Source organism: Rhizobium pantanalense (genome assembly GCF_030182525.1).
In the GTDB taxonomy this organism is placed as follows: domain Bacteria; phylum Pseudomonadota; class Alphaproteobacteria; order Rhizobiales; family Rhizobiaceae; genus Rhizobium.
This window is the reverse complement of sequence record NZ_JAQJCH010000002.1, coordinates 101140-115913: the sequence shown is the minus strand read 5'-3', so window position 1 is coordinate 115913 and position 14774 is coordinate 101140. Positions and strand designations below refer to the sequence as shown.

Genomic DNA, 14774 nt, shown 5'->3' with positions numbered 1-14774 from the left:
TCGCTTCAACGCAGCCCCTTCGGCCGCGTCGCGAGCACATTGCGGATCGAGAAGCTCGAATGGATTCGCAGCACTCCCGGCATGGTCGACAGAATATCCTTATGGATGCGTTCGAAGTCGCCGGGATTGGCGACCTCGACGCGCAGCAGATAGTCGGAGCCGCCCGTCATCAAAAAGCACTCCTTAATCTCGGGATGTTTGCGTACCGCCGCCTCGAAACGATCGAGATGCTCCTCCGTTTGCCGCTCGAGCGTGATGTTGATGATGACGGCGATCGATGCCTCTGCCTGGGACGTGTCCACCAGCGCCGTATAGCCCCGGATCACACCCGCCTGCTCCATCAATTTGATACGCCGCAGGCAGGCCGATGGCGACAGCCCCACCTCGCTTGCCAGCTTGGAGTTGCTGACTCGGGCATCAAGGCGAAGCAAGCGGAGAATATTGCGGTCGATGGCATCGAGAGCTGACATGTGGATTCTTTCAAAAATTCGCAGATCGTTTCAATATTGATGCAATTACACAATTATCAATCACTGTTTGATAGGCAATTTCACGATCCTTTCAATAATCTGCCTTTAAAGAAGCGAGGGCGGACATGGACGGCGGCATTGTGGATTCTCGAGTGCTAAAATCAGCAATCGACAGCGGAGCATGTGGCTATCTAACGATCGATCTGGCCGCGCTGTGCCGGAACTATGACAAGCTATCTACCATCGTTGCGCCGGCACAGACCGCCGCCGTGGTCAAGGCGGATTCCTACGGACTTGGCGCCAATCAGGTATCGAAAGCACTCTACGAGCACGGTTGCCGTCACTTTTTCGTCGCCCACTTCATTGAGGCGCTGCGGCTGCGTCCGCAGCTCCCTGGCGACGCGACGATTTTCGTCCTGAACGGCCTGCTGCCCGACAACGAGGCAGCTTGCGCCGATGGCGGTATCGTGCCTGTCATCAATTCCCTCGATCAGCTGCAGCAATGGTCGCAGACGGCACGCTCTCTTCAGCGCAGGCTCCCCGCGGTTCTGCAATTCGATACCGGCATGTCGCGGCTCGGCATACCTCGGGAAGACAGAAGCGCTGTCGCGGCACATCTGCAGGCATCCGACGACATCGATATCCTGTTCATCATGAGCCACCTCGCCTCCGCAGATGAGGCCGACAGCAGGCAAAACGGCGATCAGCTTACCGAAATGTCTCGCGTTGCGGCAGAGTTTCCGCAATACGATGTCTCGTTCGCGAATTCCGGCGGCATCTTTCTTGGCGGAGATTTCCATGGCGTACTGGCGCGGCCAGGCATCGCTCTTTATGGCGGCGCTCCGACCGGTGGCGTTGCCAACCCCATGGAGGCCGTCGTTCGGCTCGAAGTTGCCGTGGTGCAGACGCGAACCGTTCCAGAGGGCGCGCGGGTGGGCTATGGCGGCGTGCATGTGACGAAAGGCCAGACCCGGCTCGCGACGATCGCCGCTGGCTATGCCGATGGCCTTCCGCGCAGCCTCAGCGATCGCGGCGCGGTCTATTACAACGGCGTTCGCCTGCCGATCGTCGGCCGCGTCTCGATGGACAGCACGACAATCGATATCAGCGCCTTGCCCGAAGGCGCACTCTCTTTCGGCAGCGTGGTGGAAGTTCTCGGAGATCATCAGACCCTGGATGATCTCGCGCGCGACGCCGGCTTGATTTCCTATGAAATCCTGACCAGTCTCGGCCATCGCTTCCACCGTCAATATCGCTGATCTTCCCATCTCTCAAGTCTCTGAGGACATCATGAAAGTCGTCGTTCTGGGTGCCGGCATCATCGGCGTGACGTCAGCCTATCAGCTTGCCAAGGCGGGCCACGAAGTCACGGTCATCGACCGGCAGCAGGGACCAGCGCTGGAGACGAGTTTTGCCAATGCCGGCGAAGTCTCCTTCGGCTACTGCTCGCCCTGGGCGGCACCCGGCATTCCCATGAAGGCGATCAAATGGCTGTTCATGCATCACGCGCCGCTCATCCTGCGCCCGAAGGTCGATGGCGCCATGCTCTCATGGCTCGTCAAGATGCTGTCGAACTGCACGTCGGAGCGCTACGCGATCAACAAGAGCCGCATGCTGCGCCTTGCCGATTACAGCCGCATTTCGCTCGCCCAAGTTCGCGAAGAGACGGGCATTGCCTATGACGAACGCATGCAGGGCACGCTGCAGCTCTTCCGCACGCAGGCGCAACTCGATGCATCCGCCAAGGACGTCAAGGCTCTTGCGGCCGACGGCATTCCATATGAGGTGCTCGATCCGGATGATTGCATTCGCGTCGAACCGGCCCTCCGGCATGTCCGCGGCAAGATCGTCGGCGGTCTGCTGACACCGAAGGACGAGACAGGCGACTGCTTCAAGTTCACCAATGCGCTTGCTATAAAGGCGGTCGAGCTTGGCGTCCGGTTCCAGTACGGCACGACGATCAAAGGGCTCGATGTCCCGGGCGGCCAGGTGCACGCCGTCATCACCGATCGTGGGCGCGCAGATGCGGATGCGGTCGTCGTCGCGCTCGGCAGCTATTCGCCACTGCTGCTGAAGCCGCTCGGCATCAGCCTCTCCGTTTATCCGGTCAAGGGCTATTCGCTGACGATCCCGATCACGGATGCGTCGCGCGCACCGGAATCGACGGTCATGGACGAGACCTACAAGATCGCCATCACCCGTCTTGGCGACCGCATCCGCGTCGGCGGCATGGCGGAAATCTCCGGCTATACCAATGATCTCGGGCTTGCGAGACGCCGGACGCTCGAGCATTCCGTCACCGATCTCTTCCCCGGCGGCGATGTCGCCAAGGCCTCCTTCTGGTCGGGCCTGAGGCCGATGACGCCGGATGGAACTCCGGTCATCGGGCCGACGAAGATCAAGGGGCTTTATCTCAATACCGGTCATGGCACGCTTGGCTGGACCATGAGTTCCGGTTCGGCGCGCGTCATCAGCGATCTCGTCAGCGGCCGCAAGCCTGATATCGACGCGACCGATCTCGCCATCAGCCGTTACGTCTGACCCGCAGGCTTGCGCGTAAGCGCTCCGGAAAAGCGGCGGGCTTATCACCCGCCGATTTCGATCAATGCCGCGGTATTCGTGGCAGGAAGATCGTGAATAATCCCAACAACGGCAGATACGAGCAGAGCGTGTAGACGAAGGGAATGCCGCGCGCATCGGCAAAATCGCCGAGCCAGGCCGCACCCAGTCCACCCGCCCCAAAGGCGAAGCCGAAGAAGATGCCACCGATCAGCCCGACGCGGCCGGGAATCAGCTCCTGCGCAAAGACGACGATCGCCGGGAAGGCCGAGGCAAGCACGAGGCCGATGACAACGGTCAGGACGCAGGTCCAGAACAGGTTCGCATAGGGCATCATTAGCGCGAAGGGGATGACGCCGAGGATCGAGAACCAGATCACGAAACGCGCGCCCAGACGGTCGCCCACCGGCCCGCCCATGATGGTGCCAACAGCAACGGAGCCGAGGAAGAGGAACAGCATCAGCTGCGCATCGCGGACATCGAGATGGAACTTGTCAATGACGTAGAAGGTGAAATAGCTCGAAATGCTCGCCATATAGACATTCTTCGTCGCCGTCAGCAGGATGAGGATCGCAAGCGCCCACATCGCCTTGTTGCGCGCGATCGGCAAGGCGCGGCTCGGGGCGGGACGCGCCGACTGCTGGCGACGATGGTTGATGAACCAGTTGCCGACCCAGCTCAGAACGATGAAGCCGATGACGGCCAGCACCGAAAGCCAGGCCACACTCTTCTGGCCGTTCTGCAGGACGAAAAAGGCGGCGATCAGCGGCCCGATCGCCGAGCCGGCGTTGCCGCCGAGCTGGAACAGCGACTGCGCCAGCCCGTGACGTCCGCCCGAAGCGAGGCGGGCAACGCGCGATGCTTCCGGATGGAAGACGGCCGAGCCGAAGCCGATCAGGCTGGCCGCGATCAGGAGCACGCCGAAACTGCCGGCGTAACCGAGCAACAGCAGGCCCGCGAAGGTGCTGACCATGCCGACGGGCAGCGAATAGGGCATCGGCCATTTGTCGGTGACGATACCGACTACCGGCTGCAGCAGCGATGCGGTGATCTGGAACATCATCGTCAACAGGCCGATCTGTACGAAATCGAGCGTGTAATTCTCTCTGAACATCGGATAGAGCGATGTCAGCAGCGATTGCATCGTATCGTTCAGCAGATGACAGGTGCTGACCGCCATAACGATCGACATCGTCGTCTTTTGATATCGGGCCTGCGTACCCGCAACTTCCGCAACCATGTGGGGAATCCTCCTGCGCCGGCGAGACTTGCCGACGATATGACTTGATCCGCCTTTAGCACGGCTTGCGAATGTCCTTCTTTCGTGTTTTGGTCCAATAGTTTCTCGATTGGGCCAAAATGGAAAAGCTATCGAAACAGTTGTTGGCAACCCTCGACGACGACCATGTGCGAAACATGCGCTGGATGGAGGAATCGCCGGCCGACGTGCTCGTCCATAGCGCCGAGCCGCCGCAGGGCTACACGGTTCCCTGGCATCACCACCGCCGCACCCAGCTGCTTTGCATCTTCGCCGGCGTCGCCTTGATCATGACGGCGCGCGGCCGCTGGATGGTGCCACCCGGCCATGCCCTTTTCATTCCCGTCGGGCTGGAACATTCGATCGAGATCCTGAGCGATGTCAGCATGAAATCCGTCTACGTGACACCGCGCGGCCCGCCGCCGAAGGATGAGGCCCCGCGCGTCGTCGAAGTGACGGACCTCGCCCGCAGCCTGCTATTGGAAGCTATTCGGCTACGGGAGGCGCCGGTCACTCATCGAAAGGCAAGGCTGGTCCTATCTCTTCTCGTCGAGGAGATCGCGACGCTGCCGGAACGGCCCCTTGGTCTCCCCTTCCCGTCCGACCGTCGGATGGCCGCGCTCTGCCGCGACTATCTGTCCACGCCATCGCCCAACGCCAGATTGGACGATTGGGCCGACAAGCTTTCGGTGAGCCGCCGCACCTTCACCCGACAGTTCCGCAAGGAAACCGGCATCAGCTTCACCACATGGCGACAGCAGGCGAGCGTCTTTGCCTGCCTGCCGCAGCTCGCCGAGGGTCAACCCGTCACGAATGTCGCGCTCGAGGCGGGCTATGAGAGTGTGGCGGCCTTCACCACCATGTTCCGCCGCATGCTCGGCACCTCGCCGCGTAGCTATATGGCCAGCCGCTGGACCTTCGACCGGCAAACGGCTTGAATGTCTGCTCTTGAAATGGTCGAACGCTTCCGGCAAACAGCGCTGAAGAGCGAGGGCAAGCATATGCGGCATATTCACATCGTCGGTATCGGTACGGGAAACCCCGAACATCTGACCGTGCAGGCGATCAACGCGCTGAACGCAGCCGATGTTATCCTCATCCCTAGCAAGGGCGCGGCCAAGAGCGAGCTTGCCGACGTCAGGCGCGAGATCTGCCAGCGCTATGTCACCAATCCAGCCACCCGCTACGTGGATTACGACGTGCCGTCGCGTCAGACGGCGGACCGCAGCTATGTGCGGAGCGTCGATGAATGGCATGACGCGATTTCCGCGACCTACGAGCGGCTGTTTCTGGAACATCTGACGGAAAGCCAAAGTGCTGCCTTCCTCATCTGGGGCGATCCCGGCCTTTATGACAGCACGCTCCGCATTCTCGAGCGTGTCGTCGCCCGCGGCAATGTTGCGCTCGACTATAGCGTTATTCCCGGCATCACCAGCATCCAAGCGCTGACGGCAAGTCATCGCATCCCCCTCAATCTGGTCGGCAAGCCGGTTCAGATCACCACCGGTCGGCGATTGGCCGAAAGCTTTTCCGGAATTGCCGAAACGGCCGTCGTCATGCTCGACGGCGAGCAAGCCTTCAGCAAGATCGACGATCCGGACGCCTATATCTATTGGGGAGCCTATCTCGGCACCAAGGATGAGATCATCATCGCCGGCAGGCTGGCGGAGGTTTCCGAGCGGATTCTTGCGACTCGCGCCGAAGCCCGCGCCCGCCATGGATGGATCATGGATATCTACCTTATGCGCAAGGGGCGGGACTTCGACGATCTCGAATAAGCGCCAAGTACCAAATCGTTTGCCCGCCGATCCGGTTTATGCAAGGAAATGTCCCTTATGAAGGGCAGTCTTATGGTTGCGATCGACGCGCAGACAGTGGAGGAACAAATGTGCTTCTCTCAGGGGGGAGCTGCCGGGAACGGCGTTGCATCGCCCCTGCCCTCCATGGTTCGCGGCGCCTGCCCCTCGCTGAGCGCGCCGATGCAGACCGGCGATGGTCTTCTCGTTCGCTTACGGCCATCGACGCCGGGCCTGACTATCGCGCAATTACGCCTCTTGGCGGAAGCAGCCGAGAGACACGGCAATGGCCTGATCGAGATCACTGCGCGCGGCAATTTTCAGCTGCGTGGTATGACGCCGCAAAGCATGCCTGGACTGGCCGCCGATATCGATCGCGTCGGCATCGTGCCGGAGAGCGGCGTCACGATCGAAGTCCCGCCGCTCAGCGGCGTCGATCCATCGGAGATCGCTGATGCGCGGGGGCTCGCTGAACGCCTGCGCAACGCAGTCGATTCCCTGCATCCCAAGCCAGTGCTCGCTGCAAAGCTCGCCATTATCGTCGACGGCGGCGGCCGGCTCGTCCTTGACGAAATCTCCGCGGATATTAGGCTGAAGGCTGTCAATGCCGCAGATGGCAGCCAACTGTGGAGGCTTGCGATTGCCGGAACGCAGGCGACGGCTACGCCGCTTGCCGACTTGACCGGCGAGCAAGCAATTCCCGGAGTTATCACGCTGGTGAAAGCATTGACCGCAATCGGTCCACGCGCTCGCGGCCGCGATCTGGACATTGCCTCATTACGAGCGCGGTTTCCGACCATACTCGATTTTTCGCACGCCGAAAGCACCGCCCCAGACTCGCCTGTCGGTCTCATTCCGCTCAATAAGCAGCATTCAGCCCTTGGCCTGCGACCAGCCTTCGGTCAGATCTACGCGCAAGACCTCATCCGCTTTCTCGATGTGGCCAAGCTGGCGGGAGTGCATGAAATTCGAACGGGACCAGAGCACAGCTTACTGTTGCTCGGGCTTTCTCGCGATCGCATTGAAGATATCCTCGCTGCAGCAGCAGATTCCGGCTTTCAGACACGCGCCGGTGATCCGGCAAATTATGCAATTCCCTGTGCCGGCGCCGGCGCGTGCGCTTCCGCATATTATGCGACGAGAGAGGCCGCCACCGATCTCATCAAGTTAAGCGCCGAACTGCTTGATGGGTCGCTCAAAGTGCATCTATCCGGCTGCGCAAAAGGCTGCGCCCATCCCTCTCCAACGATGCTGACCATCGTCGGTGCTGCAACGGGCTATGCTATTGTCGTAAATGGGTCAGCATCATCGGAGCCCGTGGCTTACATCCATAAGGAAGACCTGAAATCGGCGCTGGCTGCACTCGGGGAACTGGTGCGAAACAACAAAGCTGCTGGCGAATCGGCACAGCAGTGTCTTAAACGGCTCGGCCGGGACGCAATCGCGACGGCCTTACGACAGGGATAGAAATGCCTGACTATGACTATATCCGCGAAGGGGATGCGATCTATGAACGCTCCTTCGCGATCATCCGCAGCGAAGCCGATCTCCAGCGTTTTCCCGAAGCCGAGGCCGATGTCGCCGTCCGCATGATCCATGCCTGCGGATTAGTGGAAGCAGCTCAGCATTTCGTGTTCTCCCCTGATTTCGTGGCATCGGCGCGGCAGGCGCTGTCTGCCGGCGCGCCGATCTTCTGCGATGCGGAAATGGTCGCCCGTGGCGTCACCCGCGCCCGCCTGCCCGCCGCAAACGAAGTAATCTGCACCTTGCAGGATCCGCGCACGGCGGAAATTGCGAAGTCCATCGGCAACACGCGTTCGGCCGCAGCCATGCATCTTTGGACAGGCCGCCTCGCCGGCTCGGTCGTTGCCATCGGCAATGCGCCGACCGCCCTCTTCCATCTTCTCGAAATGCTGCGCGACGGCGCTCCCAAGCCTGCCGCCATTATCGGCATGCCCGTCGGTTTCGTCGGCGCGGCGGAATCGAAGGATGCCCTTGCCGAAAACTCCTACGGCGTTCCCTTTGCCATCGTGCGCGGCCGGCTTGGCGGCAGCGCCATGACGGCAGCGGCACTCAACGCTCTCGCGAGGCCTGGCTTATGAGTGCGCCGTCCAACGGAAGTCTGATCGGTGTCGGCACCGGCCCCGGCGATCCCGAATTGCTGACGGTCAAGGCCGTCAAGGCTTTGGAGCGTGCCGACGTGGTTGCCTATTTTGCCAAGCAGGGCAGAGGCGGCAACGGCAAAGCCATCGTCGGCGAGCTTCTGAGAGCCGATGTAAAATTGCTGCCGCTCTACTATCCGGTCACCACCGAGATCGATAAGGACGCATCGGAATATCTCAGTCAGATCACCGCTTTCTATGACGCCTCGGCCGAAATGGTGGCGGCGCATCTGCGTGAGGGAAAGACGGTTGCCGTGCTTAGCGAAGGCGATCCGCTGTTTTATGGTTCCTACATGCACCTGCATGTGCGCCTCGCCGATCGCTTCCCCACAGAGGTCATTCCGGGCGTGACGGCCATGTCCGGCTGCTGGTCGCTCGCCGGCTTGCCGATGGTGCAGGGAGATGACGTTCTCTCCGTGCTGCCGGGAACGATGGCGGAGGCTGAGCTTACTCGCCGTCTGAGCGACACGCAGGCCGCCGTCATCATGAAAGTCGGCCGCAATCTGCCAAAAATCCGCCGCGCGCTCGATGCCGCTGGCCGGCTGGAAGAGGCGATCTATGTCGAGCGCGGCACGATGGCGAACGGCGCCATGACGCCGCTTGCCAGCCGCGACGATGCTGAAGCACCCTATTTTTCGCTGGTTCTGGTTCCTGGCTGGGAAAGCAGGCCATGAGCGGGCGCCTCTATGTGATCGGCACCGGCCCCGGCAATCCCGCGCAAACGACGCCGGAGGCGCTGGCTGCCGTCGCTGATGCCCATGAATTCTACGGTTACGGTCCCTATCTCGACCGCCTGACGCTCCGCAGTGACCAGATCCGTCAGGCATCCGACAATCGCGAGGAGCTGGACCGCGCTAAGGTGGCGCTGCAGAGGGCGGCAGCCGGCGTCAATGTCTGCGTCGTCTCTGGCGGCGATCCCGGCGTTTTTGCCATGGCGGCCGCCGTCTGCGAGGCGATCGATGATGGCCCGGCGGAATGGCGCACAATCGACCTCGTGGTCGTGCCCGGCATAACAGCCATGCTTGCAGTCGCTGCGCGTATTGGCGCGCCTCTCGGGCACGATTTTTGCGCCATCTCGCTATCGGACAATCTGAAGCCCTGGCCGCTGATCGAAAACCGGCTTCGTGCGGTCGCCGAAGCAGGCTTCGTGATTGCGCTCTACAATCCGATCAGCAAGGCTCGCCCCTGGCAACTCGGCAAAGCCTTCGAAATTCTGCGCGCCGTACTGCCCGGTGAAACACTTGTCGTCTTCGGCCGGGCCGCCGGTCGTCCTGACGAGCGGATGACGGTGGCTCGGCTCGCAGATGCGGAGGCGGCACAAGCGGATATGGCGACCTGCGTCATCATCGGCTCGACCGAAACCCGCATCATCGCCCGCGAAGGACGTCCGGATCTGGTCTATACGCCGCGTTTCATCAGAGAAGAGACGAAATGATCGATCCGACCGAGCGCAGCCTCCACCGTTTCGACCACCGGCAGACCGGCGGCCTCAGCGCGCTCGACCATGATCACCTTGACGCTAAGCTGCCTTGCGGCCTCGATCTTGCCGTAGGTCGCGTCACCGCCGCTGTTCTTGGCGACGACGACCTCGATCTGATGCTGTCGCAGCATGTCAAGCTCGTCGGCCAGGCGAAACGGACCCCGGCTGTGAATGTAGCTGACATGCGGCACCGTCAGCGGCGGCTCGACGGGATCGACGCTGCGGACCCAATAATGGTGCTGCGGCGCGGCGTTCGCCTGATGCGCCTCCTGACGGCCGGTTGCAAGGAAGACACGCAAGGGCTTGGCGCCAAGTGTAGCGATAGCTTGCGAAACGCTGTGCACGGAAAGCCAGTCATCGCCTTCGACCGGCACCCATGCGGGACGGCGCAGCGCGAAAGCGAACACATGGCATTGAGCAGCAGCCGCTGCGGCATTGGCCGAGATGCGGGCTGCAAAAGGATGCGTGGCATCTACCAACAGGTCGATCTCTTTGTCGCTGACATAGCGGACAAGCCCCTCAGCGCCGCCGAAACCGCCGCTGCGCACCGGAACGGGCTGGGGCGCCGGATCGGCTGTTCGTCCGGCAAACGACAGGATGACCTCGAAATCCGCTCGCGAGGCAAGAGCCGCCGCCAGCGCTCGGGCCTCGGTCGTGCCGCCGAGGATCAGAATGCGGACCTTGCCCATGGCTGAGACACCTTCAATTCAACGCTGGCTCACTCTTATCGGCATCGGCGAAGACGGTCCAGCCGGCATCGGCGACGAGGCCAAACGGCGGATCGCCTCATCATCGGTCGTCTTCGGCGGGACGCGCCATATCGAGTTGATGAGCTCGCTGATATCGGGGGAAACGCGAGCATGGCTTTCGCCATTCCAAAAATCCGTCGAGGCGGTGCTTGCCCGGCGCGGCAAACCGACTGTGGTTCTCGCATCAGGTGATCCGTTCTTCTACGGCGTTGGAGCGACGCTTTCGCGACGCATTCCGGCCGCTGAAATGATCGTCATTCCGGCGCCCTCCTCCTTCAGCCTTGCCGCATCGCGCCTCGGCTGGCCCCTGCAGGACACCACGGTTCTCTCGCTGCACGGACGGCCGATCGATCTCATCCGGCCGCATCTGCATGCTGGCCGCAAAATCCTGGCGCTGACATCCGATGGGAAAGGTCCGGCCGAATTGGCCGCCCTGCTGCAAAGCTCCGGCTTCGGAGAGTCCGAGCTTACGGTTCTGGAAGCGCTTGGCGGCCCGCACGAGAAAGTCTCCAGACAAACTGCGGCTGACTTTGCCCTCCCCGACGTTAACGATCTGAACATCTGCGGCATCGAGGTCAAGGCGGAAGCCGGCGCGCGGATTTTGCCGCTAAGCGCGGGCCTCCCCGACGAACTTTTCGAGCATGACGGCCAGATCACCAAGCGGGAAATCCGTGCAATGACGCTATCCGCGCTGGCACCACGTTATGGTGAGCTGCTCTGGGATATCGGTGCCGGCTCCGGCTCGATCGGTATCGAATGGATGCTGGCGGATCCCTCGCTGCGCGCCATGGCCATCGAGGCATCGCCCGAGCGTACGGCGCGTATCCGTCGCAATGCCGGCAATTTCGGCGTGCCGGGGTTGGTGATTGTCGAAGGCGAGGCGCCGGCTGCTCTTACCGGCTTGCCGGCACCGGATGCGATTTTTATCGGCGGCGGCGGCAGCGACACCGGCGTGCTCGAAGCTGCCATCGGCCAATTGAAAAGCGGCGGCAGGCTGGTTGCCAATGCCGTTACGACCGAGATGGAAGCGCTATTGCTGGCAGAGCAGGCGCGCCGGAGCGGCTCCTTGATCCGCATCGATATTGCGCGCGCCGCCCCCGTCGGCCGCATGACCGGCTGGCGGCCGGCCATGCCGGTAACGCAATGGTCGTGGACCAAGCCATAATTGAGAATGAGGTAGAGCGATGACAGTGCATTTCATTGGCGCAGGCCCAGGAGCCGCCGACCTGATCACGGTGCGCGGCCGGGATCTGATCGGCAAATGCCCGGTCTGCCTCTATGCCGGCTCGATCGTTTCGCCGGAACTGCTGCAATATTGCCCACCCGCCGCCCGCATCATCGATACCGCACCGATGTCGCTTGACGAGATCGAGGCGGAATATCTCAAAGCCAATGCGGCAGGCGAGGATGTCGCGCGCCTGCATTCCGGCGACCTCTCGGTCTGGAGCGCTGTTGCCGAGCAGATCCGCAGGTTGGAGCAGCATGGCATCGACTACACGCTGACCCCAGGCGTTCCCGCTTTCGCGGCCGCGGCTTCCGCGCTCGGACGCGAGCTGACCATCCCGGCCGTGGCTCAAAGCCTTGTCCTGACCCGCGTTTCAGGCCGTGCCTCGCCGATGCCGAACAATGAGACGCTAGCGAAATTCGGCGCGACCGGCGCCACGCTCGCCATCCACCTTGCAATCCATGCGCTCAAGGAAGTCGTCGAGGATCTGACGCCGCTTTATGGCGCGGATTGCCCGGTTGCGGTCGTCGTCAAGGCTTCCTGGCCCGATGAGCGGATTATTCGGGGTACGCTTGCCACGATCGAAGCGCAGGTGGCCGCCGATCCGATCGAGCGCACGGCTCTGATCTTTGTCGGTCCATCGCTTGGCGCCAGCGATTTCCGCGAAAGCTCGCTCTACGATCCTACCTATCAGCGTCGTTTCCGTGGCCGCCAATAACGCCGGACACCGTTGCAAATCCCCTCGAAATTTCCTCTAGTCGATCGCGGCAAGCCGTTGGAGAAAAGAGGATCAGGAAATGCAGCGCATTACCATCACCATCGACGACGATCTTCTGGAGACGATCGACAAGATCAGCGCGCAGCGCGGCTATGCAAGCCGCTCTGAAACCTTGCGTGATCTCGTGCGCGATGCCGTGACCCGCGCGCAGCCGACCATAGACGGCGAAGCGAGATGCTACGCAGCCCTTGCCTATGTCTATGAACACGAGACCCGCGACCTGTCGCGCCGGCTGACGACGGCGCAACACGATCACCACGATCTTTCAATCTCGACGCTTCATGTTCATATCGATGGGCAAGATTGCCTCGAAGTCTCCGTCCTGAAGGGTAAGGTGGATGAGATAAAAACCTTTGCCGACAGCGTCGTGACGCAGCGCGGCGTACGCTTCGGGAACTTGCACATCATTCCATCCGACGACGGTGCAGATCATCTCGAACCCCATTCGCATGACTGAGCGGACGGTGAGTTGCCCGCGGACTACCCAGTCAAAGCTGATGACATAGGCAATACTCCCTGAGAGCGGCAACCGAAACCAGGCGGCCTCAACAGGGCCCGTGATGCCGGCGGCGTCCAGCATCGGCTTCGGCGCCGATCCGGATCACGCCTCCCGGAGGTAAACACGGTCAAGCCGAAGTCGTTGCTCACCACATAAGATTCCGTCAGGCCTTGACGAAGGGCGGCGAAGCATAAATGTCTTCCCATCACGGCAAATGGGGGAAGCGATGAAGATACTCGGCATATCGGGCAGCCTGCGTAAAGGCTCCTTCAACACGGCCCTACTACACGCGGCCGTCGAATTGGCACCAAGCGGCGTCGAGCTGATCGCTCGCACCATCCATGGCGTGCCGCTTTACGACGCCGATATCGAGGCTGCGGATGGCATTCCGGAAAAAGTACAGGAACTCAAGAACCTCGCCATTTCAGCCGATGGGCTGATCCTGTTTACGCCGGAATACAACAATTCGCTTCCGGGCGTTTTCAAGAACGCAATCGACTGGATGAGCCGGCCCTCTACGGACATCGCTCAGGTTTTCGGCGGAAAGCCGATCGCCGTCCTCGGAGCTTCGCCGGGCAATTTCGGTACCATCCTCAGCCAGAACGCCTGGTTGACGGTGTTGCGCACGCTCGGCGCCGAAGCCTGGTTCGGCGGTCGGCTCATGGTGTCACGTGCCGGCAGTGTCTTTGATGCCGATGGCGCAATCGTCGACGAGAAAGTGAAGCACAATCTTGCGGCTTTCATCGATGGCTTCACGGCCTTCGTCGCGGATCGCAAAAAGGACTGATGCGTGGCTCTGCGGGTGAACCGGACCGCAAACATGGAGCCTATGATTGAACCGATGAATGACCTAATGTGAATGTGGTGCCGAGTCCCGGCGCCTCCGGGGCCTCGCACATCGTCTTCCTTCGAAAGCCATGAAATCCAATAGTACCGGTTACGTCTTCACGCTGTTGGCAATCAGCATATTCGCTATACAGGACGGCATCTCCAAGCACCTTGTCAGCGCCTACCCTCCGCTTTTGGTGGCGATGATCCGCTATTGGGCTTTCATGCTTTTCGCCGTCGCAATGGCTTCGCGCACACCGGGCGGCTTACAGCGCAACGTCAGGACCAAACACCCCGTCCTGCAGATTGCCCGAGGCCTGCTGCTCGCCGCGCAGATCGTCGTCGCCATCTCGTCGTTCGTCGTCGTCGGCCTTGCCCATTCGCAGGCGATCTTTTCATCCGGCCCGCTGATGGTGGCCTTGCTGTCGATCCCCATCCTCGGCGAGAAGGTCGGCTGGCGGCGATGGCTGGCGATCTGTTTCGGTTTCTTCGGCGTGCTGTTGATCCTGAAGCCGGAAAGCGGCGTCTTCGATGCGCGCTTCCTGGTGCCGCTCTTCGGCGCATTGCTATTTTCGCTCTACGTCGTCCTGACACGCTATGTCAGTCGCGAGGACGGCGCCATGACCAGCTTTTTCTATACGGGTGTGGTGGGCGCGATCGCCATGACCTGCATCGGGCCGTTCTTCTGGACACCGCTTGCGCCCCACGACTGGATCTTCATGGGCATTCTTTGCCTGACCGGCGTTTCAAGCCATTATTTCCTCATCCGCGCCTACGACATGCTGGACGCGGTGGTGATCCAGCCGCTGACCTATCTGCAGCTCGTCTTTTCCGCCATTATCGGTGTCATGATATTCGGCGAAAAGCTGAGCGCGCCCATGATCTTAGGCGCGCTCATCGTTGTCGCGGCGGGCATATTCACGATCTGGCGCGAACATGCGCTGGCGAGAGCCCGGTAAGAGACCGACGG

16 protein-coding genes are annotated in these 14774 nt (G+C 61.4%); 13 read left to right on the top strand and 3 right to left on the bottom strand.

What is annotated here, in order from left to right; translation table 11 throughout:
- Positions 1–5: 5 nt before the first annotated feature.
- Entirely contained in the window at positions 6–470 is a 465-nt protein-coding gene (locus tag PH558_RS06630) for an Lrp/AsnC family transcriptional regulator (RefSeq protein ID WP_113407444.1), read from the bottom strand.
- A gap of 125 nt (positions 471–595) precedes the next feature.
- Between PH558_RS06630 and alr the strand changes: the two genes are divergently transcribed.
- Both alr and PH558_RS06620 read left to right on the top strand, forming a co-directional pair.
- Positions 596–1729 (top strand): alanine racemase, encoded by a 1134-nt coding sequence (alr, locus tag PH558_RS06625; RefSeq protein ID WP_285202875.1) that lies wholly within the window; start codon positions 596–598, stop codon positions 1727–1729.
- A gap of 31 nt (positions 1730–1760) precedes the next feature.
- Positions 1761–3011: a D-amino acid dehydrogenase gene (locus PH558_RS06620; protein WP_285202870.1), complete on the top strand. Its 1251-nt coding sequence runs from the start codon at positions 1761–1763 to the stop codon at positions 3009–3011.
- 61 nt (positions 3012–3072) lie between these two features.
- On the opposite strand, the gene PH558_RS06615 is transcribed toward PH558_RS06620, so the two are convergent.
- Positions 3073–4269, bottom strand: coding sequence for an MFS transporter (locus tag PH558_RS06615; protein WP_285202869.1), 1197 nt, complete (start codon positions 4267–4269; stop codon positions 3073–3075).
- 119 nt (positions 4270–4388) lie between these two features.
- Here PH558_RS06615 and PH558_RS06610 point away from each other — a divergent pair, with 119 nt between their 5' ends.
- From PH558_RS06610 to PH558_RS06585, 6 genes are all read left to right on the top strand, one after another.
- Positions 4389–5225, top strand: a complete 837-nt coding sequence (locus PH558_RS06610; RefSeq protein WP_285202865.1) for an AraC family transcriptional regulator — start codon at positions 4389–4391, stop codon at positions 5223–5225.
- Positions 5226–5288: 63 nt separating this feature from the next.
- A complete protein-coding gene (gene cobF, locus PH558_RS06605) occupies positions 5289–6065 on the top strand; it encodes a precorrin-6A synthase (deacetylating) (protein ID WP_285203784.1) in 777 nt (258 codons plus the stop codon).
- Between the two features lie 57 nt (positions 6066–6122).
- Positions 6123–7550: a precorrin-3B synthase gene (gene cobG / locus PH558_RS06600; RefSeq protein WP_285202863.1), complete on the top strand. Its 1428-nt coding sequence runs from the start codon at positions 6123–6125 to the stop codon at positions 7548–7550.
- Positions 7551–7552: 2 nt separating this feature from the next.
- Complete coding sequence (locus PH558_RS06595; RefSeq protein ID WP_095437062.1) at positions 7553–8185, top strand: precorrin-8X methylmutase; 633 nt, start codon at positions 7553–7555, stop codon at positions 8183–8185.
- Positions 8182–8919, top strand: coding sequence for a precorrin-2 C(20)-methyltransferase (locus PH558_RS06590; RefSeq protein WP_285202862.1), 738 nt, complete (start codon positions 8182–8184; stop codon positions 8917–8919). The genes PH558_RS06595 and PH558_RS06590 overlap by 4 nt, the downstream gene beginning before the upstream one ends.
- Complete coding sequence (locus PH558_RS06585) at positions 8916–9680, top strand: precorrin-3B C(17)-methyltransferase (protein WP_285202861.1); 765 nt, start codon at positions 8916–8918, stop codon at positions 9678–9680. The genes PH558_RS06590 and PH558_RS06585 overlap by 4 nt, the downstream gene beginning before the upstream one ends.
- Here the strand turns inward: PH558_RS06585 and PH558_RS06580 are convergent.
- The gene (locus tag PH558_RS06580; protein WP_285202860.1) at positions 9644–10414 is read right to left on the bottom strand and encodes a cobalt-precorrin-6A reductase; all 771 of its coding nucleotides are present in this window, start codon (positions 10412–10414) and stop codon (positions 9644–9646) included. The genes PH558_RS06585 and PH558_RS06580 overlap by 37 nt on opposite strands.
- On the opposite strand from PH558_RS06580, the gene cbiE reads away from it, so the two are divergent.
- The 5 genes from cbiE to PH558_RS06555 all read left to right on the top strand — a co-directional run bounded on the left by cbiE (position 10398) and on the right by PH558_RS06555 (position 14763).
- Positions 10398–11639 carry a precorrin-6y C5,15-methyltransferase (decarboxylating) subunit CbiE gene (cbiE, locus tag PH558_RS06575; protein WP_285202859.1) on the top strand — a complete coding sequence of 414 codons (1242 nt, stop codon included), beginning with the start codon at positions 10398–10400 and terminating at the stop codon, positions 11637–11639. The two genes, PH558_RS06580 and cbiE, sit on opposite strands and share 17 nt — an antisense overlap.
- A gap of 19 nt (positions 11640–11658) precedes the next feature.
- The gene (gene cobM, locus PH558_RS06570; protein WP_095437066.1) at positions 11659–12417 is read left to right on the top strand and encodes a precorrin-4 C(11)-methyltransferase; all 759 of its coding nucleotides are present in this window, start codon (positions 11659–11661) and stop codon (positions 12415–12417) included.
- Between the two features lie 79 nt (positions 12418–12496).
- A complete protein-coding gene (gene nikR, locus PH558_RS06565; RefSeq protein ID WP_285202856.1) occupies positions 12497–12934 on the top strand; it encodes a nickel-responsive transcriptional regulator NikR in 438 nt (145 codons plus the stop codon).
- A 268-nt stretch (positions 12935–13202) separates the two neighbouring features.
- On the top strand, positions 13203–13763 hold the full coding sequence (locus PH558_RS06560; RefSeq protein WP_285202854.1) for an NADPH-dependent FMN reductase: 561 nt from the start codon (positions 13203–13205) through the stop codon (positions 13761–13763).
- A 130-nt stretch (positions 13764–13893) separates the two neighbouring features.
- On the top strand, positions 13894–14763 hold the full coding sequence (locus PH558_RS06555) for a DMT family transporter (protein ID WP_285202853.1): 870 nt from the start codon (positions 13894–13896) through the stop codon (positions 14761–14763).
- The last annotated feature ends 11 nt before the right edge of the window (positions 14764–14774 follow it).

What these genes read in the sequence shown, in the direction of transcription:
- PH558_RS06620 (WP_285202870.1), top strand. Translation starts at nt 1,761, where the DNA reads ATGAAAGTCGTCGTTCTGGGTGCCGGCATCATCGGCGTGACGTCAGCC.
- cbiE (WP_285202859.1), top strand. Translation starts at nt 10,398, where the DNA reads ATGCGGACCTTGCCCATGGCTGAGACACCTTCAATTCAACGCTGGCTC.
- alr (WP_285202875.1), top strand. Translation starts at nt 596, where the DNA reads ATGGACGGCGGCATTGTGGATTCTCGAGTGCTAAAATCAGCAATCGAC.
- PH558_RS06590 (WP_285202862.1), top strand. Translation starts at nt 8,182, where the DNA reads ATGAGTGCGCCGTCCAACGGAAGTCTGATCGGTGTCGGCACCGGCCCC.
- cobM (WP_095437066.1), top strand. Translation starts at nt 11,659, where the DNA reads ATGACAGTGCATTTCATTGGCGCAGGCCCAGGAGCCGCCGACCTGATC.
- PH558_RS06555 (WP_285202853.1), top strand. Translation starts at nt 13,894, where the DNA reads ATGAAATCCAATAGTACCGGTTACGTCTTCACGCTGTTGGCAATCAGC.
- cobF (WP_285203784.1), top strand. Translation starts at nt 5,289, where the DNA reads ATGCGGCATATTCACATCGTCGGTATCGGTACGGGAAACCCCGAACAT.
- PH558_RS06585 (WP_285202861.1), top strand. Translation starts at nt 8,916, where the DNA reads ATGAGCGGGCGCCTCTATGTGATCGGCACCGGCCCCGGCAATCCCGCG.
- PH558_RS06630 (WP_113407444.1), bottom strand. Translation starts at nt 470, where the DNA reads ATGTCAGCTCTCGATGCCATCGACCGCAATATTCTCCGCTTGCTTCGC.
- PH558_RS06615 (WP_285202869.1), bottom strand. Translation starts at nt 4,269, where the DNA reads ATGGTTGCGGAAGTTGCGGGTACGCAGGCCCGATATCAAAAGACGACG.
- cobG (WP_285202863.1), top strand. Translation starts at nt 6,123, where the DNA reads ATGAAGGGCAGTCTTATGGTTGCGATCGACGCGCAGACAGTGGAGGAA.
- PH558_RS06610 (WP_285202865.1), top strand. Translation starts at nt 4,389, where the DNA reads ATGGAAAAGCTATCGAAACAGTTGTTGGCAACCCTCGACGACGACCAT.
- PH558_RS06580 (WP_285202860.1), bottom strand. Translation starts at nt 10,414, where the DNA reads ATGGGCAAGGTCCGCATTCTGATCCTCGGCGGCACGACCGAGGCCCGA.
- PH558_RS06560 (WP_285202854.1), top strand. Translation starts at nt 13,203, where the DNA reads ATGAAGATACTCGGCATATCGGGCAGCCTGCGTAAAGGCTCCTTCAAC.
- nikR (WP_285202856.1), top strand. Translation starts at nt 12,497, where the DNA reads ATGCAGCGCATTACCATCACCATCGACGACGATCTTCTGGAGACGATC.
- PH558_RS06595 (WP_095437062.1), top strand. Translation starts at nt 7,553, where the DNA reads ATGCCTGACTATGACTATATCCGCGAAGGGGATGCGATCTATGAACGC.